At 70.9% G+C, this 17,927-nt stretch carries 16 protein-coding genes; 10 read left to right on the forward strand and 6 right to left on the reverse strand.

Features of this window, described 5'->3' with window-relative positions; translation table 11 throughout:
* Nucleotides 1–242: 242 nt before the first annotated feature.
* Complete coding sequence (locus ACZ601_RS32855) at nucleotides 243–1,949, reverse strand: glycerol-3-phosphate dehydrogenase/oxidase (RefSeq protein WP_469544818.1); 1,707 nt, start codon at nucleotides 1,947–1,949, stop codon at nucleotides 243–245.
* 248 nt (nucleotides 1,950–2,197) lie between these two features.
* Between ACZ601_RS32855 and ACZ601_RS32860 the strand changes: the two genes are divergently transcribed.
* The gene (locus tag ACZ601_RS32860) at nucleotides 2,198–3,460 is read left to right on the forward strand and encodes a nucleotide sugar dehydrogenase (RefSeq protein ID WP_440577722.1); all 1,263 of its coding nucleotides are present in this window, start codon (nucleotides 2,198–2,200) and stop codon (nucleotides 3,458–3,460) included.
* 127 nt (nucleotides 3,461–3,587) lie between these two features.
* On the forward strand, nucleotides 3,588–4,211 hold the full coding sequence (locus ACZ601_RS32865) for a hypothetical protein (protein WP_469544820.1): 624 nt from the start codon (nucleotides 3,588–3,590) through the stop codon (nucleotides 4,209–4,211).
* A 69-nt stretch (nucleotides 4,212–4,280) separates the two neighbouring features.
* On the opposite strand, the gene ACZ601_RS32870 is transcribed toward ACZ601_RS32865, so the two are convergent.
* The 4 genes from ACZ601_RS32870 to ACZ601_RS32885 form a co-directional block, all read right to left on the reverse strand.
* Nucleotides 4,281–5,405: a GuaB3 family IMP dehydrogenase-related protein gene (locus tag ACZ601_RS32870; protein ID WP_024490221.1), complete on the reverse strand. Its 1,125-nt coding sequence runs from the start codon at nucleotides 5,403–5,405 to the stop codon at nucleotides 4,281–4,283.
* 104 nt (nucleotides 5,406–5,509) lie between these two features.
* Nucleotides 5,510–7,012 carry an IMP dehydrogenase gene (gene guaB / locus ACZ601_RS32875; protein ID WP_024490220.1) on the reverse strand — a complete coding sequence of 501 codons (1,503 nt, stop codon included), beginning with the start codon at nucleotides 7,010–7,012 and terminating at the stop codon, nucleotides 5,510–5,512.
* Nucleotides 7,013–7,162: 150 nt separating this feature from the next.
* A complete protein-coding gene (locus ACZ601_RS32880; protein ID WP_073732620.1) occupies nucleotides 7,163–7,738 on the reverse strand; it encodes a sigma-70 family RNA polymerase sigma factor in 576 nt (191 codons plus the stop codon).
* A gap of 285 nt (nucleotides 7,739–8,023) precedes the next feature.
* Nucleotides 8,024–8,635 (reverse strand): response regulator transcription factor, encoded by a 612-nt coding sequence (locus ACZ601_RS32885; RefSeq protein ID WP_003948568.1) that lies wholly within the window; start codon nucleotides 8,633–8,635, stop codon nucleotides 8,024–8,026.
* Nucleotides 8,636–9,048: 413 nt separating this feature from the next.
* Between ACZ601_RS32885 and ACZ601_RS32890 the strand changes: the two genes are divergently transcribed.
* Nucleotides 9,049–9,384 (forward strand): WhiB family transcriptional regulator, encoded by a 336-nt coding sequence (locus ACZ601_RS32890; RefSeq protein ID WP_073732621.1) that lies wholly within the window; start codon nucleotides 9,049–9,051, stop codon nucleotides 9,382–9,384.
* Between the two features lie 115 nt (nucleotides 9,385–9,499).
* On the opposite strand, the gene ACZ601_RS32895 is transcribed toward ACZ601_RS32890, so the two are convergent.
* The gene (locus tag ACZ601_RS32895) at nucleotides 9,500–10,390 is read right to left on the reverse strand and encodes a LysR family transcriptional regulator (protein ID WP_469544823.1); all 891 of its coding nucleotides are present in this window, start codon (nucleotides 10,388–10,390) and stop codon (nucleotides 9,500–9,502) included.
* Nucleotides 10,391–10,514: 124 nt separating this feature from the next.
* Between ACZ601_RS32895 and ACZ601_RS32900 the strand changes: the two genes are divergently transcribed.
* The 7 genes from ACZ601_RS32900 (at nucleotide 10,515) to ACZ601_RS32930 (ending at nucleotide 17,716) form a co-directional block, all read left to right on the forward strand.
* Nucleotides 10,515–11,189 carry an MOSC domain-containing protein gene (locus tag ACZ601_RS32900; protein WP_469544824.1) on the forward strand — a complete coding sequence of 225 codons (675 nt, stop codon included), beginning with the start codon at nucleotides 10,515–10,517 and terminating at the stop codon, nucleotides 11,187–11,189.
* A gap of 57 nt (nucleotides 11,190–11,246) precedes the next feature.
* A complete protein-coding gene (locus tag ACZ601_RS32905) occupies nucleotides 11,247–12,020 on the forward strand; it encodes an SDR family NAD(P)-dependent oxidoreductase (RefSeq protein WP_440578248.1) in 774 nt (257 codons plus the stop codon).
* 121 nt (nucleotides 12,021–12,141) lie between these two features.
* Entirely contained in the window at nucleotides 12,142–13,269 is a 1,128-nt protein-coding gene (locus tag ACZ601_RS32910) for a LacI family DNA-binding transcriptional regulator (protein WP_469544825.1), read from the forward strand.
* Between the two features lie 201 nt (nucleotides 13,270–13,470).
* The gene (locus ACZ601_RS32915; RefSeq protein ID WP_469544827.1) at nucleotides 13,471–14,802 is read left to right on the forward strand and encodes an ABC transporter substrate-binding protein; all 1,332 of its coding nucleotides are present in this window, start codon (nucleotides 13,471–13,473) and stop codon (nucleotides 14,800–14,802) included.
* The gene (locus ACZ601_RS32920) at nucleotides 14,799–15,737 is read left to right on the forward strand and encodes a carbohydrate ABC transporter permease (RefSeq protein ID WP_469544829.1); all 939 of its coding nucleotides are present in this window, start codon (nucleotides 14,799–14,801) and stop codon (nucleotides 15,735–15,737) included. Before ACZ601_RS32915 ends, ACZ601_RS32920 begins: the two co-directional genes overlap by 4 nt.
* Nucleotides 15,734–16,663, forward strand: coding sequence for a carbohydrate ABC transporter permease (locus ACZ601_RS32925; protein WP_371776610.1), 930 nt, complete (start codon nucleotides 15,734–15,736; stop codon nucleotides 16,661–16,663). Before ACZ601_RS32920 ends, ACZ601_RS32925 begins: the two co-directional genes overlap by 4 nt.
* Before the next feature lie 24 nt (nucleotides 16,664–16,687).
* The gene (locus tag ACZ601_RS32930) at nucleotides 16,688–17,716 is read left to right on the forward strand and encodes a hydroxyacid dehydrogenase (protein ID WP_469544831.1); all 1,029 of its coding nucleotides are present in this window, start codon (nucleotides 16,688–16,690) and stop codon (nucleotides 17,714–17,716) included.
* Nucleotides 17,717–17,927: the final 211 nt, after the last annotated feature.

The following is a 17,927-nucleotide window of genomic DNA, read 5'->3' on the forward strand; positions in this document are numbered from 1 at the left end:
ACAGCGAGCCTGCCCAGCGAACCACACCTCACGCCCGCAGCCTCCTACCTGCCACCGCTCGCCGTCCAGGGCGAAGCCCCCACTGCGGCACTCCTGATACACACGTGCGCGGCGGGCCCTGGCCGGGCGCCCTCGAACCGGCGCTCCTGGAAGCGGAGTTCCACCCGGCCGAGGGCACCATCGTCAGCCATCGGCAACAGACGCCCTGCGGACACCGCCACGGACACCGCCTGGATCGGCTGCTAGATCGGCTGGATGTCCGGCGCTCCGAGCCGTGCCGCGTCCGCCGTGAGGTCGTCGGGCTGGCGCTGCGACTCCCGTTCCGCCTCCACCCGCTTCTCGTAGTGCGTGACCTCCCGGTCGATCTGGCTCTTGTCCCAGCCGAGCACCGGGGCCATCAGCTCCGCGCAGAGCCGGGCGGAACGCGTGCCCCGGTCGAAGGTCTCGATGGAGATCCTGGTCCGCCGGGTCAGCACGTCGTCGAGGTGGCGGGCGCCCTCGTGCGAGGCCGCGTAGACGATCTCGGCCTTGAGGTAGTCGTCGGCGGACGGCAGCGGCTCGCCCAGCACCGGATCCCTGGCGATCAGCTCCAGGATCTCCTCGGTCATCGCGCCGTACCTGTTCAGCAGATGCTCCACCCGGGCGACGTGCAGCCCGGTCCGGGCGGCGATCCTGGCCCGCGCGTTCCACAGGGCGTGGTAGCCCTCCGCACCCAGCAGCGGGACGTCCTCGGTGACGCAGTCGGCCACCCGCTGGTCGAGGCCGTGCACCGCCTCGTCGACGGCGTCCTTGGCCATCACCCGGTACGTCGTGTATTTGCCGCCCGCGACGACGACGAGGCCCGGCGCCGGATGCGCCACCGTGTGCTCGCGGGACAGCTTGCTGGTCGCGTCCGACTCACCGGCCAGCAGGGGACGCAGTCCGGCGTAGACGCCCTCGACGTCGTCCCTGGTCAGCGGGGTGGACAGGACCGAGTTGACGTGTTCCAGCAGGTAGTCGATGTCGGCGCTGGACGCCGCCGGGTGGGCCTTGTCCAGGTCCCAGTCGGTGTCCGTCGTGCCGATGATCCAGTGGCGGCCCCACGGGATGACGAAGAGCACGGACTTCTCGGTGCGCAGGATCAGGCCGGTGGAGGAGTGGATGCGGTCCTTCGGGACGACGAGGTGGATGCCCTTGGACGCCCTGACGTGGAACTGGCCGCGCTCCCCGATCAGCGCCTGGGTGTCGTCCGTCCAGACGCCGGTGGCGTTGACCACCTGTTTGGCCCTGATCTCGTACTCACCGCCCGCCTCGACGTCCTCCACCCGGGCGCCGACGACGCGCTCGCCCTCCCGGAGGAAGCCGGTCACCCGGGCCCCGTTCGCCACCTGGGCGCCGTATCCGGCGGCGGTCCGCACCAGCGTCGCCACATAGCGGGCGTCGTCCATCTGGGCGTCGTAGTACTGCAGGGCCCCCACCAGCGCGTCCTTCTTCAGCGCGGGGGCGACCCGCAGGGCGTGGCGGCGGGAGAGGTGCCGGTGCACGGGCAGCCCTCGGCCGTGCCCGGAGGACACCGACATCGCGTCGTACAGCGCGACGCCGGAGCCCGCGTACAGCCGCTCCCAGCCCTTGTGCTGCAACGGGTAGAGGAACGGCACCGGCTTCACCAGGTGCGGCGCGAGGCGCCCCAGCAGCAGCCCGCGCTCCTTCAGCGCCTCCCTGACGAGCGCGAAGTCGAGCATCTCCAGATAGCGCAGCCCGCCGTGGATCAGCTTGCTCGACCTGCTGGACGTGCCGGACGCCCAGTCGCGCGCCTCGACCAGGCCGGTCGAGAGGCCTCTCGTGGCCGCGTCGAGTGCCGTCCCGGCGCCGACCACGCCCGCCCCCACGACCAGCACGTCCAGTTCGCGCTCGGCCATCGCTTCGAGCGCCTGGACGCGCTCCGCGGGTCCCAGTGTCGCTGTCCTCACTGCTGCCTCCCGGTAGATCGGGGTGGTCCTGGCACGGGGTGCGGTCCGACCGGGGGGTCGAATGCCCGTGCCCACCCCTCGATTCTGTCCGCGCTTCGCGACTTCAGCCACCGCCTGTGGACAACACCCGGACAATCACGGCCACACAATGCGACATATAGGTCATATTTACGCCTAGTCTGACATTGCGCTGTCCACAGCGGTTGCGCTTTCTGTCTTCATGGTCTTAGGGAAGGACGGCCACCCACGTGCCTGCAGACCTCGCCGTCATCGGACTCGGTCACCTCGGCCTGCCCCTCGCCCAAGCCGCCGTCTCAGCCGGCATCCAGACCGTCGGCTACGACACCGACCCCCGGGCCTTCGCGGAGCTGTCCGCGGGCCGCACCCCCGTCGAGGGATCACTCCCCGCGTCGGACATCCGGCGCATGCTCTCCGGGGGATTCCGCCCCACCACCAACGAGGCCGAGCTCGGCCGGGTCCGTACCGCCGTGATCTGCGCGCCCACCCCGCTCGGCCCGGACCGCACCCTGGACCTGAGCGCCGTCGGTGAAGCGGCCCGCGCCCTCGCCGCCCGGCTGCGCCCGCACACCACGGTGCTGCTGGAGTCCTCTGTGCCGCCCGGCACCACGGAGAACTTCCTGCTCCCCCTCCTGGAGAAGGGCTCCGGGCTGCGCGGCGGCCGCGACTTCCACCTCGCGTACTCCCCGACCCGGCTCGACCCCGGCAACCGCACCCACGTCTACGCCAACACCCCCAAGGTCATCGGCGGCCTCACCCCCGCCTGCACCGAGTCGGCCGCGGCCTTCTACAGCCGGCTCACCGACAAGGTCGTCCGCGCCAGGGGCCCGCGCGAGGCCGAGATGACGAAGGTCCTGGAGACCAACTTCCGGCACGTCAACATCGCCCTGGTCAACGAGATGGCCGTGCTCTGCCACGACCTCGGCGTCGACCTCTGGGACGTCATCCGGTGCGCGGAGACCAAGCCCTTCGGCTTCCAGCCCTTCCGTCCAGGGCCCGGCGTCGGCGGCCACGGAGCCCCGGTCGACCCGGGCTTCCTCCCGTACAGCAGCCGCACCCCGGGGCATCCGCTGCGGATGGTCTCGCTCGCCCAGGAGATCAACGACCGGATGCCGCAGTACGTGATCCAGCGCTGCGCCACCCTCCTCAACGAGCACGGCAAGTCCGTGCGCGGCGCCCGGGTACTGCTCCTCGGCGTCACGTACAAGCCGGACCTCGCCGACCAGGAGGCCTCCCCCGCCCGCGAGATCGCCACCCGGCTGATGGACATGGGCGCCCAGATCGGCTACCACGACCCCCACGTGCTGGACTGGCGGGTACGCGAACTCCCGGTCCCCCGGGCCGATTCGCTGTACGAGGCGGCCTCCAGCGCCGACCTCACGGTGCTGCTCCAGCACCACCGCACGTACGACCTCCAGGGGCTCGCCGTGAAGGCGCAGTTGCTCCTGGACACCCGGGGCGCGACCCCGGCAGGGGCCGCGCACCGGCTCTAGTTCCACTCCCTGCAAGCTTTTGGGCGCAATCCAGCCATGGAATCTTCTGGGCCGATGTCCGACGCGGCTGCTAGCCTGCGGCGTCACTTATCGCACAGCCGTGCGCATCGCCCAGGGGGGAACCCAAATGAGCCAGCCCGTACCACCGCCGAACCAGCCTTACGACGGCCAGCCGCAGGCCGGCGCCCCGAAGCCGGCGGACGGCAACCCGTACGCCGGACAGCAGCCGGGCCAGCCCCAGCCGGGCGCCCCGACGGGCAACCCCTTCGGCGGCCAGCAGCCGGGTCCGTACGGCCAGCCGGGTGCCCAGTTCGGCGGCGGCGCACCGTTCGCGCCGGTGGCTCCGGCGCGGAACAACCTCGCGCTCGGGCTGGTCGTCGCGTTCGTGGCGGCCCTGGTCGCCGCCGGGATCTACGGCGCGATCATCGGCGCCACCAAGCATGAGATCGGCTACGCGGCCGTGGGTGTGGGCGCCATCGTCGGCTTCGCCGCGGGCAAGGTCGGCGGCCGCAACCCCGTCCTGCCGGTGCTCGGCGCCGTCTTCGCGCTGATAGGTGTCTACGCCGGGCAGCTGCTCGGTGAGGCCATCATCATCAGCAAGCAGCTCCCGCTGTCCGTCACGGACATCTTCCTCGACCACTTCAGCGACCTGAACACGGTGTGGAAGGAAGACTCCGACTTCGTCAGCGTCCTCTTCTTCGTGGTCGCCGCCGTGGTGGCGTTCTCCACGGCGAAGAAGACGGCCGACTAGTCACGGACGTACACAGCGGAGGGCCTGGACGGCTGTCACCGTCCAGGCCCTCCGTCGTACCGGGTGCGCTCAGCGGCGGTGCTGCGAGTCCGCCACCGTGACCTCGACGCGCTGGAACTCCTTGAGGTCGCTGTAGCCCGTGGTCGCCATCGCCCGGCGCAGTGCGCCGAAGATGTTCATCGAGCCGTCGGGGGTGTGCGAAGGACCGGTGAGGACCTCCTCCGTCGTCCCGACCGAGCCGAGGTCGACCAGCTTGCCGCGCGGCACGTCCTCGTGGACGGCCTCCATGCCCCAGTGCCGGCCCCGGCCCGGCGCGTCCGTCGCGCGGGCGAGCGGGGAGCCCATCATCACGGCGTCCGCACCGCAGGCGATGGCCTTCGGCAGGTCGCCGGACCAGCCGACGCCGCCGTCCGCGATCACGTGCACGTACCGGCCGCCGGACTCGTCCATGTAGTCGCGGCGGGCACCGGCCACGTCCGCGACGGCGGTCGCCATCGGGACCTGGATGCCGAAGACGTTGCGCGTGGTGTGCGCGGCGCCACCGCCGAAGCCGACCAGGACACCGGCCGCGCCGGTGCGCATCAGGTGCAGGGCGGCGGTGTACGTGGCGCAGCCGCCGACGATCACCGGGACGTCCAGCTCGTAGATGAACTGCTTCAGGTTGAGCGGCTCGGCCGCGCCCGAGACGTGCTCGGCGGAGACCGTCGTACCGCGGATGACGAAGATGTCCACACCCGCGTCGACGACGGCCTTGGAGAACTGGGCGGTGCGCTGCGGGGAGAGCGCGGCGGCGGTGACGACACCGGAGTCGCGCACCTCCTTGATGCGCTGCCCGATCAGCTCCTCCTGGATGGGGGCGGAGTAGATCTCCTGGAGCCGGCGGGTGGCCGACTCGACGGGCATCTGGGCGATCTCGTCGAGCAGCGGCTGCGGGTCGGCGTGCCGGGTCCACAGGCCTTCCAGGTTCAGCACGCCAAGACCGCCGAGCTCACCGATGCGGATGGCGTGCTGCGGGGAGACCACGGAGTCCATGGGAGCGGCCAGGAACGGCAGCTCGAAGCGGTAGGCGTCGATCTGCCAGGCGATCGAGACCTCCTTCGGGTCGCGGGTCCGGCGGCTCGGGACGACGGCGATGTCGTCGAATGCGTATGCCCGGCGGCCGCGCTTGCCGCGCCCGATCTCGATCTCAGTCACGATGTGTGGCCTTTCCGTCTGCGTCTGCGCTGTCCAGTATCCCCGACACGCAGCTGAGGGGCGGTCCCGGCTTCCCGGGACCGCCCCTCAGCTGCGCTGATGCGTTACTTCCTGCTGTAGTTCGGTGCTTCGACCGTCATCTGGATGTCGTGCGGGTGGCTCTCCTTGAGACCCGCCGAGGTGATCCGGACGAAGCGGCCCTTGCTCTCCATCTCGTCGACGGAGGCGGCGCCCACGTAGCCCATCGTCTGGCGGAGACCGCCGACGAGCTGGTGCAGGACGTTGGCCAGCGGGCCCCGGTAGGGCACCTGGCCCTCGATGCCCTCGGGGACGAGCTTGTCGTCGGAGGACACCTCGGCCTGGAAGTACCGGTCCTTCGAGTACGAGCGGCCCTGGCCGCGGGACTGCATCGCGCCGAGCGAACCCATGCCCCGGTACGACTTGAACTGCTTGCCGTTGATGAACTGCAGCTCGCCCGGGGACTCCTCGCAGCCCGCGAGCAGCGAGCCGAGCATCACCGCGTCCGCGCCGGCCACCAGGGCCTTGCCGATGTCGCCGGAGTACTGGAGGCCGCCGTCACCGATGACCGGGACGCCCGCCGCACGGGCCGCGAGCGCGGCCTCGTAGATCGCGGTGACCTGCGGGACGCCGATACCGGCGACCACTCGGGTGGTGCAGATCGAACCGGGTCCGACGCCCACCTTGACGCCGTCCACACCCGCGTCGACCAGGGCCTGGGCGCCGTCGCGGGTCGCGACGTTGCCGCCGATGACGTCCACGCCGACGGCCGACTTGATCTTCGCCATCCAGTTGAGGGCGTTGCTGTTGTGGCCGTGCGAGGTGTCGACGATCAGGAAGTCCACGCCCGCCCCGGCCAGCGCCTGGGCGCGGTCCAGCGCCTCCGGGCTGGCGCCTACGGCCGCGCCGACGAGCAGCCGGCCCTCGGCGTCCTTGGCCGCGTTCGGGTACTGCTCGGCCTTCTTGAAGTCCTTGACCGTGATGAGGCCCTTGAGGATGCCCGCCTCGTCGACCAGCGGAAGCTTCTCGATCTTGTGGCGGCGCAGCAGCTCCATGGCGTCCACGCCGGAGATGCCGACCCGGCCGGTGACCAGCGGCATCGGCGTCATGACCTCGCGCACCTGGCGCGCCCGGTCCGACTCGAAGGCCATGTCGCGGTTGGTGACGATGCCGAGCAGCTTGCCCGCCGGGTCGGTGACCGGGACGCCGCTGATGCGGAACTTGGCGCACAGCGCGTCGGCCTCGCCGAGCGTGGCGTCCGGGCTGACCGTGATCGGGTCGGTGACCATTCCGGACTCGGACCGCTTCACCAGGTCCACCTGGTTGACCTGGTCCTCGACCGAGAGGTTGCGGTGCAGTACGCCGACGCCGCCCTGACGGGCCATGGCGATCGCCATACGGGCCTCGGTCACCTTGTCCATCGCGGCGGAGAGCAGCGGAATGTTCACGCGTACGTTGCGCGAGATGAGCGACGAGGTGTCGACCGCGTTGGGCAGCACGTCAGATGCGCCCGGCAGCAGCAGCACGTCGTCGTATGTCAGCCCGAGCGTCGCGAATTTCTCGGGCACTCCGTCGACGTTTGCAGTCATGACACCTTCCCCAAATGGCCTTGATCGGTGCGGATGTCCATGCTAACGGCCTCCGTGCGTGTCTCATTCCACGAGCAAGATCACCCGGAGGTTCTGTACCTTCCTACGGGACCGCGAAGGCCTGGACCACGGGACCTCGAAGGCTCCGGCTCACTGCTCCGCGAGGGCCCGCAGCCGGCTCAGCGCACGGTGCTGGGCGACCCGGACCGCGCCCGGCGACATGCCCAGCAGCTGTCCGGTCTCCTCCGCGGTCAGCCCGACCGCGACGCGCAGGACCAGCAGTTCGCGCTGGTTCTCCGGGAGGTTGGCGAGGAGCCGCTTGGCCCAGGCGGCATCGCTGCTGAGCAGCGCACGCTCCTCGGGCCCGAGTGAATCGTCCGGCCGCTCCGGCATCTCGTCGGAGGGCACCGCGGTCGATCCCGGGTGCCGCATCGCGGCCCGCTGGAGATCGGCCACCTTGTGGCCGGCGATGGCGAAGACGAAGGCTTCGAAGGGTCTGCCGGTGTCCTTGTACCGGGGCAGCGCCATCAGCACCGCGACACAGACCTCCTGCGCCAGGTCCTCCACGAAGTGGCGGGCATCACCGGGCAGCCGGTTCAGCCGGGACCTGCAGTAGCGCAGCGCGAGGGGGTGGACATGGGCCAGCAGATCATGGGTGGCCTGCGCGTCGCCCTCGACGGCGCGGTGCACCAGGGCACCGATCACCGTCGTTCCGTCGTCGCGCATCGGACCATGGTGCATCGGTGCCGCGTCATCCGCGGCACCGCGTCCGTAGTTGTGCACCGAAGCGTTATGAGCGGGTGCGCCGGAAGTCATGTCCTGCGCCCTCCCCTTCCGCTCGACCGAATCGTTCCCGAGGAACTCCACATCTCAAGGATGCGGCATCGGCCGGGAAGCGTCACATACCGCGGGGGCGGCGGACTCCTCGGGCGGGAAACCGCCGGGCCCCGGGTCGCCCCGTCCACCGGTGTGCGGACGGGGGGTGAATCGACTGCCGGCCGTGCCCGGACCTCAGCGGACCAGGCCCCAGCGGAAGCCGAGCGCGACGGCGTGCGCCCGGTCCGAGGCTCCGAGCTTCTTGAAGAGACGCCTGGCGTGAGTCTTCACCGTGTCCTCCGAGAGGAAGAGCTCCCGGCCGATCTCCGCGTTGGAGCGGCCGTGACTCATCCCTTCGAGCACCTGGATCTCACGCGCCGTGAGCGTGGGGGCCGCGCCCATCTCCGCCGACCGCAGCCGGCGCGGGGCCAGCCGCCACGTCGGATCGGCCAGCGCCTGGGTGACGGTCGCCCGGAGCTCCGCCCGGGAGGCGTCCTTGTGCAGATACCCGCGGGCCCCGGCGGCGACCGCGAGCGCGACACCGTCCAGGTCCTCGGCGACGGTCAGCATGATGATCCTCGCTCCGGGGTCGGCGGAGAGCAGCCGCCGGACCGTCTCCACACCTCCCAGACCTGGCATGCGTACGTCCATCAGAATCAGATCCGAACGGTCGGCACCCCAGCGGCGGAGGACTTCCTCGCCGTTGGCCGCCGTCGTCACACGCTCGACGCCGGGCACGGTCGCGACCGCGCGACGGAGCGCCTCTCGGGCAAGCGGGGAGTCGTCGCAGACGAGGACGGATGTCATGACCGCCCTCCGAAGCTGATGCGCGTCACCTTGAGCCTCCAGGCTGTTACAAGTCGTCACCTGTGCGGTTGACGCTCTCGGACACCTGCCCGATCGCTTTCTCTGTCAACCGCCTCCGCACTCTCAACGATGGTCACTCGAAAGAGTTACGGGTCGGAGAACAGGGTTCGGCACTCTACGTGAGGGCGCGGACACAGAGGAGAACGCCACGGGTTCGTCCAGTCGTCAACTGAACCTTCACAGGAACGCATGCCCCATTTAGCGGGTTTTCTTCCCTTTTGCTGGTGTCTGTGACTAGATTCGCAATCAGTCATATTTACATCTACTAACACCGTAGATGTACGGTCATGAACACGGCCGACGACGGACGACAACGACGTTTCCGACTCAGCACGGTTTCGAGGGGACAAGCAATGGCAGATTTCTCCCGCCTTCCCGGACCCAACGCCGATCTGTGGGACTGGCAGCTGCTGGCGGCCTGCCGCGGGGTCGACAGCTCGCTGTTCTTCCACCCGGAGGGCGAACGGGGCGCCGCCCGGAGCGCCCGCGAGAACTCCGCGAAAGAGGTCTGCATGCGGTGCCCGGTGCGCGCCGAGTGCGCGGCCCACGCCCTGGCGGTGCGAGAGCCCTACGGGGTCTGGGGCGGACTGACCGAGGACGAGCGCGAGGAGCTCATGGGGCGGGCCCGCAACCGGCTGATCTCCGCCACGGCGCCCGCAGGCCCGGCGTCACCCCCGGGACACGGCTGACGCCCGCCACCGCCCCAGTACGGCAGAAACGTTTCTCCAGATCCCCAGATCCCCGTTTCTCCAGATCCCCAGACCCCAGGCGCCCGCTCCGCAGGCGCCGCGCCCCGCGGGCCCCTCAGCGGGCGGCCGCCAGCGACAGCTGGTCCAGCGTGGCCGCCACCGCCGGGACCTGCGCCAGGTCGGGCAGGGTCAGCGCGACGATCTCGCGCTCGATGGCCGGTTCCACGGTGACCGTCACGGCGCCACGGGGGCGTACCGACTCGATCGCCAGCGCCGGCAGTACCGCCACCCCGAGACCGGCGCCGACCAGGCCGATCACCGCGGGGTAGTCATCGGTGGCGAAGTCGATCCGGGGGGTGAAGCCGGACTCCTCGCAGACCTCCACCAGCTGTCGGCGGCAGCGCGGGCAGCCGGCGATCCACGGTTCCGCAGCGAGTTCCGCGATGCCCACCGCCGTCCGGCCCGCCAGCTGATGCCCGTCGGGCAGCAGGCCGATGAGCCGGTCGGTGAGCAGCGGGCGCACCACCAGGTCGTCCCACTCGGCGCCCTGCGTGCCGTACCGGAAGGCCAGGGCGATGTCGCAGTCGCCGTCGCGCAGCATCTCGACCGAGCGGGGCGGCTCGGCCTCGACCAGGGAGACCCGGGTGCCGGGATGCGCCGCCCGCAGCGCCGCGAGGGCGCCCGGGACCAGGCTGGAGCTGCCACTCGGGAAGGACACCAGCCGGACCCGGCCGGCCCGCAGGCCCGCGATCGCGGCGACCTCCTCCTCCGCGGCGGTGAGCCCGGCGAGGATCCCGGAGGCGTGCCGCACGAGCGCCTGACCGGCCTGTGTCAGCCGCATCTCGCGCCCGGTCCGGATGAGCAGCGTGGTGCCGGCGGAGGACTCCAGGGCCTTCATCTGCTGGCTGACCGCGGGCTGTGTGCAGCCCAGCTCGCGGGCGGCGGCGGAGAAGGAGCCGGTGGCGGAGACGGCTCGCAGGACGCGGAGATGACGGGCTTCGATCACCCTTCGAATATAAGGCCCTCTTGGGGCATGAGCGAATTCTTCGCGTGTGACTTTGAGCGAAACGGTTTCCGCAGCTCGCAAAAGCGGTTTCCGCGCGTCGTCAGGGAGCCGTTAGCGTGCCGGAATGAGTGCGTCGAGAGTGCTGACCGTGAACACCGGCCGGCCCGTGGCGGTGCCGTACACCGACTCCCCGGGCGGGGTGACCGGGATCGACAAGCACCCGGTCGACGGTCCCGTGCAGGTCACAGAACCCGGCCCCGAGGGCACGGGCGGCAGCGGACTGGCCGGGGACGCGGTCTGCGATCTCCGGTTCCACGGCGGCTCGAACCAGGCCGTGTACGCCTACGCCCGCGAGGAACTGGACCGCTGGGAGCAGGCGCTCGGGCGTCCGCTGCCCAACGGGGCCTTCGGCGAGAACCTGACCACGAGCGGGGTGGACGTCAGGGGCGCGCTGATCGGAGAGCGCTGGCGGGTCGGTCCCGAGCTGGTCCTGGAGATCACCTCGGGCCGCGTCCCGTGCCGTACGTTCGCGGGCCATCTCGACGAACGGCAGTGGGTCAAGCGGTACACCCGGGCGGCCACCCCCGGTGCCTATCTGCGGGTGATCACGCCGGGCGCGGTCCGGGCGGGCGACCCGGTGGAGACCGTGCACCGGCCGGACCACGAGGTCACGGTGGAGCTCCAGTTCCGGGCCGTGACGACCCGTCGGGAGCTGCTGCCGCTGCTGCTCCCGGCCGGGGAGGCGCTGCACCCGGAGCCGCTGCGGCAGGCGCGGGAGTACGTGGCGCGGCAGCGGTGAGCGGGGAGCGCCGGGCGGCGCGGCGGGTGGCGCGCGCGGGGCACTAACGTGCCGCGTATGACGACTGCACTGATTACCGGCGCGACCTCGGGCATCGGGGCCGCGTTCGCGCGGCGGCTCGCGGCCGAGGGCCACAACCTGGTCCTGGTGGCCCGCGACACCGAGCGGCTGCGCGAGCAGGCCACCGAGCTGCACGACCGGCACGGCATCGAGGCAGAGGTGCTGCCCGCGGACCTGTCACGGGATGACGGGATCGCGGCGGTGGAGGCCCGGCTGAGCGACCGACTGCTGTCCGTCGATCTGCTGGTCAACAACGCCGGGTTCGGCAACAAGGGCAGTTATCTGGACGTCCCCATGGCCGATGAGCTGGCGATGCTGAAGGTGCACTGCGAGGCGGTGCTGCGGCTGACCTCCGCGGCGGCCACCGGGATGAAGGAGCGCGGCCGGGGCGGCGTGGTGAACGTGGCCTCGGTCGCGGCGTTCGTGCCGCGCGGTACGTACGGGGCGTCCAAGGCGTGGGTCGTGCAGTTCACCCAGGGCGCGGCCAAGGACCTGGCGGGCTCGGGAGTGCGGCTGATGGCGCTCTGCCCCGGCTTCGTACGGACCGAGTTCCACCAGCGGGCCGGCATGGGCACGGGCAGCATCCCGGGCTGGATGTGGCTGGACGCCGACAAGTTGGTGACCGCGGCCCTGGCGGACCTGGCACGGGGCAAGTCGGTCTCGGTCCCGGATCCCCGCTACAAGGCGCTCATGGGGCTGGTCAAGGTGACGCCGCGCGGACTGCTCGGGGGCGTCACCTCCAGGACGGGCCGCAAGTACGGGCCTCAGTGACGGAAGGTTCCCGGCAGCCGCGGGGCCTCCCCCGCACCGTGACGCCCTCGCCCCCTTGTGATCGAATGATCAGAACAGCACTACGTTCGATCATCCGCTAACCGCCTGAGGGGCTGCCACCGTGCGCGAAGGTGCCGCTGAACGTCATGACCGACTGCTGAAACTGGTGCGCGAACAGGGCACCGCACGGGTCTCGGACCTCGCGGACCGGCTCGGCGTCTCCCCGGTGACGGCGCGCCGCGATGCCGAGGCGCTGGCGGCGCGGGGGCTGCTCGACCGGGTGCACGGTTCGGTCTCCTGGCCCGCCGAACGCGGACCGGCCGGCACCCCGGCGGGCGGCGGCCCGGTCATCGGGATGCTGGCCCCGGCCGCCGTCTACTACTTCGCCGAGGTGATCCGCGGCGCCCACGAGGCCGCGGCCCGGCTCGGCGCCCGGCTGATCCTGCGGGTCACCGACTACCGCCCGGAGGACGACGCGGCACACGCCGCCGGGCTGCTGGCGGCCGGGGCGCAGGGGCTGCTGCTCGCCCCGAGCTGGACGGAACCGGGCCATCCGGCCGCCTACAGCGACTGGCTCGCCCAGCTGCCAGTGGAGAAGGTCCTGGTGGAGCGGACCGGGGTGCCGGGCGGGCCGCTGGACGGTTTCGACCGGGTCTGCTCGGACCACGCGCACGGGGTGCTGCTCGCCATCCGGTACCTGCTGGAGCTGGGCCACCGGGCGCCGCTGCTGGTCGCCAGGGCGGACAGCCCGACGGCGCAGGCGGTCCGCGCCGGGTACGCGCGGGGGCTTGCGGTGCTGGGGCTGCGCGCCCCGGGCCCGGTGATCGAGTCGTCCTCCGACGAGCGCGATCCGGTGCTGTTCGAGCAGGCCGCGCTCGGGCTGCGGGACGCGGTGCGGCGGGGGCGGGCGACCGCGGCCCTGATGCACAACGACGAGGACGCCATCAGGATGATGCGCCGGCTGGCCGAGCTCGGCGTCCGGGTGCCGGACGATCTGTCCCTGGTCACGTACGACGACGAGGTGGCGGCGCTCGCCGACACCCCGCTCACCGCGGTGGCGCCGCCCAAGCGGGAGGTCGGGCGCAGCGCGGCGGAACTGCTGGTCGAGCGGCTGTCGGGGGAGCGCTACGGGGTGCCCTCAGAGCTGGCGCCGAGGCGGCATGTCGCCCTGCTGCCGACGCTGCGGGTGCGGGACTCGTGCGGGCGGCCGTCGAACCGGACAGCGACCCCGGAGCCGTCCGGCAGCTGAGGCCGTACAACGGACCCAGCCTCCGGACGCCGGGCTCCGCACACCGGGCTCACGACCGCCCCATAAGTGATGTTTGACCACATCCACCACCTCCCCGTTCGATCATTTTTCGATCATTCAATCTTTCGCTCTTGACTTCGTTCACCAGGGATCGAACCATCACGGCCAATGCCTGTTCCCGCACGTACAGGAGCTGTCCCCGTGAGCCGCAGTTGGTCCCGTCCCATCCATGCACTGGTCGGCGCTGCCACCGCCCTCGCCGTCCTGACGGCGTGCGGCGGCGGCGCCGACGACTCCCCCGCCCATGGCACCGCGGAACACCCCGTGACCGTCTCCTTCTGGGCATGGACCAAGGGGTCGCAGGAGGTCGTGGACGCGTTCAACGCGACCCACGACACGATCAAGGTCAAGTTCGAGGAGATACCGTCCGGCGGTCTCGGCGGCTATCCGAAGATCGCCAACGCGGTGAAGGCGGGCATCGCCCCCGACCTGCTCTCCATCGAGTACCCGCAGCTCTCCGCGTTCGTCAGTCAGGGCTCGCTCCAGGACATCAGCGGCTACCTCACCGACGACATCAAGAAGAAGTTCCTGCCGCAGACCATCGAGATGACGACGCTCGGCGGCAAGAACTGGGCGGTGCCGTTCGACGCGGCGCCGCAGGTCTTCTACTACCGCAAGGACTTCTTCACCGAGCACCACATCGCGCTGCCGAAGACCTGGGACGACTTCAAGGCCGCCGCCGCCGACGTCAAGAAGGCGGCGCCGAAGACCCGGATCGCCACGTTCTTCCCGGACGACCCGACGTTCTTCCAGGCGCTGGCCTGGCAGGCCGGCGCCCAGTGGTTCAGCGCCGGCAAGGACGCCTGGAAGGTCGACACCACAGACCCCGCCTCGAAGCGGACCGCGGAGTACTGGCAGGGGCTGATCGACGACAAACTGGTGAGCACCGCCTCCTCGTTCAGCCCGGAGTGGACCAGCTCCCTGAAGCAGGGCACCACGGTCGGCTACCTGGGCGCCTCCTGGAGTGCCGGGGTGCTCGCGGGCATCGTCCCCGAGGAGAAGGGCAAGTGGGCGGCCGTGCCGCTGCCCAGCTGGGAGGCGGACAAGCCCGCCAGCGGGATGGTCGGCGGCTCCACCTTCGCCGTGAGCAAGAACAGCAAGAAGGCCGCGGCCGCCGTCGAGTTCGCGTTGTGGATGTCCACCAACCAGGACGCCATCAACGCCCGGATCGGGGCGAGCACGTCGAGCGCGCTGCCCGCCTCTCCCGCGATGGTGCCGATCGCCCGCAAAGCGTTCGACACCAGCTTCTACGGAGGCCAGGACCTGTACGGCCTGTTCACGAAGGCGGGCGCCTCGATCGGGCCCGACTGGGTGTGGGGTCCGAGCCCCGGCGCCACCAACTCCGCACTCGGCGACGAACTCGGAGAGGTCGTCGGCGGCAGCTCCACCCTGCCGCATGCGATCAAGACCGCCCATGACGCCACTGTCGCCGATCTCAAGAAGCGCGGCCTGAAGGTCGAGGAGCCCTCATGAGCACGCCTCCCACATCCGGTACCCGCCCCGGCGGGCTGAGCGCGAAGGCCCGCACCCGGATCGCGGCCGGTACCTTCCTCACGCCGTTCTTCGTCCTGTTCACCGTCGCGATGATCGTCCCGGTCTGCTACGCGCTCTGGCTGAGCCTGTTCACCGAGAAGCAGTCCGGGCTCGGCTTCGACGGTCCCCGTACGGTCTTCGACGGGCTCGGGAACTACGCCTCCGCCCTCGGGGACCAGGCGTTCCGCGACGGCTTCTGGGTGCTCCTGGGCTACTGCGCCTTCTACATCCCGCTGATGGCCGGCGGCGCGATCGTGCTGGCGCTGCTGCTGGACACCGCACTGGCCCGCGCCCGGCGCTTCTTCCAGCTGGCGCTCTTCCTGCCGCACGCCATCCCCGGGCTGATCGCCGCGCTGATCTGGATCTACCTGTACACGCCGCAGCTCAGCCCGGTCGTCAAGGCGATGGAGTCGGGCGGCATCGGCTTCGACTTCTTCTCGTCCCAGGGCACGCTGCCCTCCATCGTCAACATCGCCCTCTGGGAGTGGCTCGGCTACAACGTGGTGATCTTCTACGCCGCGCTGCAGGCCGTCGACCGCTCGCTGCTGGAGGCCGCGACCGTGGACGGCGCGGGGAACTGGCGGATCGCCTTCTCCATCAAACTCCCGCTGATCCGCTCCTCGCTGGTGATGGTGCTCCTCTTCACCATCATCGGCTCGCTCCAGCTGTTCACCGAGCCGCTGATCCTGAACCGGGGCTCGGGCTCGGCCGTGACCAGCACCTGGACCCCGAACATGTACGCCTACAGCGCTGCCTTCGAGCGCAACGACTACGGTCTCGCCGCGGCCGCCTCCGTGCTCATCGCCCTCGTCGCCGCCGCGCTCTCCTTCGTCGTCACGCGCTTCACCAACAACCGCAAGGAGGCACGGGCATGACCTCCCCCGTCATGATCGATCCGGCCGCCCCGGCCCGCACCCCCGCCCGCACAGAGGGCCGCGCGCCCGTCGGCGCGGGAGGGGCCCGGTCCAGCCGCTGGCTGTCGAAGACCGCGGTCAACGGCGTGCTGGTCATCGCCGCCGTCTACACGCTGTTCCCGCTGATCTGGCTGGTCACCGCGGCCACCAAGGACGCCGGGAACCTGCTGGGCGGTGACGTCTTCTCCTTCGAGGGCTTCAACCTCGGCGGCAACCTCTCCGCCCTGTCCACGTACCAGGACGGCGTCTACTTCCGCTGGTACGGCAACTCCCTGCTGTACGCGGGCATCGGGGCGCTCGGCTGCTCGCTGGTCAGCGTCGCCGCCGGGTACGCCTTCGACAAGTACCGCTTCCGGGGGAAGGAGAAGCTGTTCGCGCTCGTCCTGCTCGGGGTGCTGCTGCCCTCCACCGCGCTGTCCCTGCCGCTCTACCTGCTGGCCGTGAAGACGGGGACCGTCAACACCTACTGGGCGGTCCTGATCCCGTCCCTGGTGAACCCGTTCGGCGTGTACCTCTCCCGGATCTTCAGCGCCGGCTACATACCGGACGAGGTCCTGGAAGCGGCCCGGATCGACGGGGCGGGCGAGATGCGCACGTTCTGGTCGGTGGGTCTGCGCATGGTCATGCCGGGGTTCGTGACCGTCTTCCTCTTCCAGTTCACCGCGATCTGGAACAACTTCTTCCTCCCCCTGGTCATGCTCTCGGACAAGAAGCTCTACCCGCTGAGCCTCGGCCTCTACAACTGGCACAGCACCGCCAACGCCGACCCCAGCTTCTATCCGATGGTCGTCACCGGATCCCTCCTCGCCGTCGCTCCGCTGATCATCGCCTTCATCACCCTGCAACGTCACTGGAAGGCCGGTCTCACCGCCGGCAGCGTCAAGTGACATCCGAGGAGCCCGAGTTCCACCATGCCCCACACCACTGACACCCGGCCCGCCGCGCTCCTGGCGATGGGACCGGGGATCGCAGAACGGCTGCTCACTCCCGCCCACCGGAACCGGCTGACCGGCCTCGTCCGCACCGATCCGGATCTCGTCGCCCACCAACTGGCCGACCCGTCCCCGCAGGTCGCCGCCGCGCTGGACGGGGCCGAGGTCCTGCTCACCTGCTGGGGCGCGCCCCCGCTCACCGAGGCGGTCCTCGCGGCCGCGCCCCGGCTGCGCGCGGTCGTGCACGCCGCGGGCAGCGTCAAGCACCACATCACGGACGCGTGCTGGGAACGGGGCATCCAGGTCACCTCCGTGGCCGCCGCGAACGCCCGGCCGGTGGCCGAGTACACGCTGGCCGCGATCCTCTTCGCGGGCAAGAACGTGCTGGGCAGCGCCCGCCGCTACCGGGAGCTGCGCGCCGCGCACGACTGGCGCGAGGAGCTCGACGGCTGGGGCAACCACGGCCGCACGGTGGGCATCGTCGGCGCGTCCCGGACCGGGCGCCGGGTCATCGAGCTGCTGCGGCCGTTCGACTTCGAGGTCCTGCTGTACGACCCGTACCTGGAGCCCGCCGCGGCCACCCGGCTCGGTGCGGAGCCGGTCCCTCTGGACGAGCTCTGCGCCCGCAGCGGGATCGTCTCCGTCCACGCGCCGGAGCTGCCGGCCACCCGCCGGCTGATCGGCGCCGCGCAACTTGCGGCGATGCCGGACGGATCCACCCTCATCAACACCGCACGCGGTTCGCTGATCGACGAGCCGGCCCTGGTCACAGAGCTGGTACGGGGACGGCTGCACGCCGTCCTGGACGTGACGGACCCAGAGCTGCCGCCCGAGTCCTCACCGCTCTTCGACCTGCCGAACGTGCTGCTGACCCCACATATCGCGGGCTCCCTCGGCAACGAGCTGCACCGGATGGCGGACCAGGCCCTGGACGAGCTCCAACGCTTCGCCTCCGGCCGCCCGTTCGCGGACCCGATCCACGGGGACGCGCTGTCGCGCTCGGCGTAGTCGGCCGACCGCTTCCCGCCCCTCCGACGCATCCGGGCTCACCGGGTGACTCCAGCGCATCCGGGCTCACCGGGCCACGTCAAGCCCCTCCGGCGATTGAGGAGCGGGGGTCCGGGGGCAGCGCCCCCGGGGGGGCGCCCCCCACCCCCCCCCCCCCCCCCCCCCCCGGCGGGGGGTTTGGACCCCCCCCCCCCACAACCAACCCCCCACG

The organism is Streptomyces sp. NPDC104307 (genome assembly GCF_055584045.1).

What these genes read in the sequence shown, in the direction of transcription:
- ACZ601_RS32865 (WP_469544820.1), top strand. Translation starts at nt 3,588, where the DNA reads ATGAGCCAGCCCGTACCACCGCCGAACCAGCCTTACGACGGCCAGCCG.
- guaB (WP_024490220.1), bottom strand. Translation starts at nt 7,012, where the DNA reads ATGACTGCAAACGTCGACGGAGTGCCCGAGAAATTCGCGACGCTCGGG.
- ACZ601_RS32880 (WP_073732620.1), bottom strand. Translation starts at nt 7,738, where the DNA reads ATGCGCGACGACGGAACGACGGTGATCGGTGCCCTGGTGCACCGCGCC.
- ACZ601_RS32885 (WP_003948568.1), bottom strand. Translation starts at nt 8,635, where the DNA reads ATGACATCCGTCCTCGTCTGCGACGACTCCCCGCTTGCCCGAGAGGCG.
- ACZ601_RS32890 (WP_073732621.1), top strand. Translation starts at nt 9,049, where the DNA reads ATGGCAGATTTCTCCCGCCTTCCCGGACCCAACGCCGATCTGTGGGAC.
- ACZ601_RS32900 (WP_469544824.1), top strand. Translation starts at nt 10,515, where the DNA reads ATGAGTGCGTCGAGAGTGCTGACCGTGAACACCGGCCGGCCCGTGGCG.
- ACZ601_RS32905 (WP_440578248.1), top strand. Translation starts at nt 11,247, where the DNA reads ATGACGACTGCACTGATTACCGGCGCGACCTCGGGCATCGGGGCCGCG.
- ACZ601_RS32920 (WP_469544829.1), top strand. Translation starts at nt 14,799, where the DNA reads ATGAGCACGCCTCCCACATCCGGTACCCGCCCCGGCGGGCTGAGCGCG.
- ACZ601_RS32925 (WP_371776610.1), top strand. Translation starts at nt 15,734, where the DNA reads ATGACCTCCCCCGTCATGATCGATCCGGCCGCCCCGGCCCGCACCCCC.
- ACZ601_RS32930 (WP_469544831.1), top strand. Translation starts at nt 16,688, where the DNA reads ATGCCCCACACCACTGACACCCGGCCCGCCGCGCTCCTGGCGATGGGA.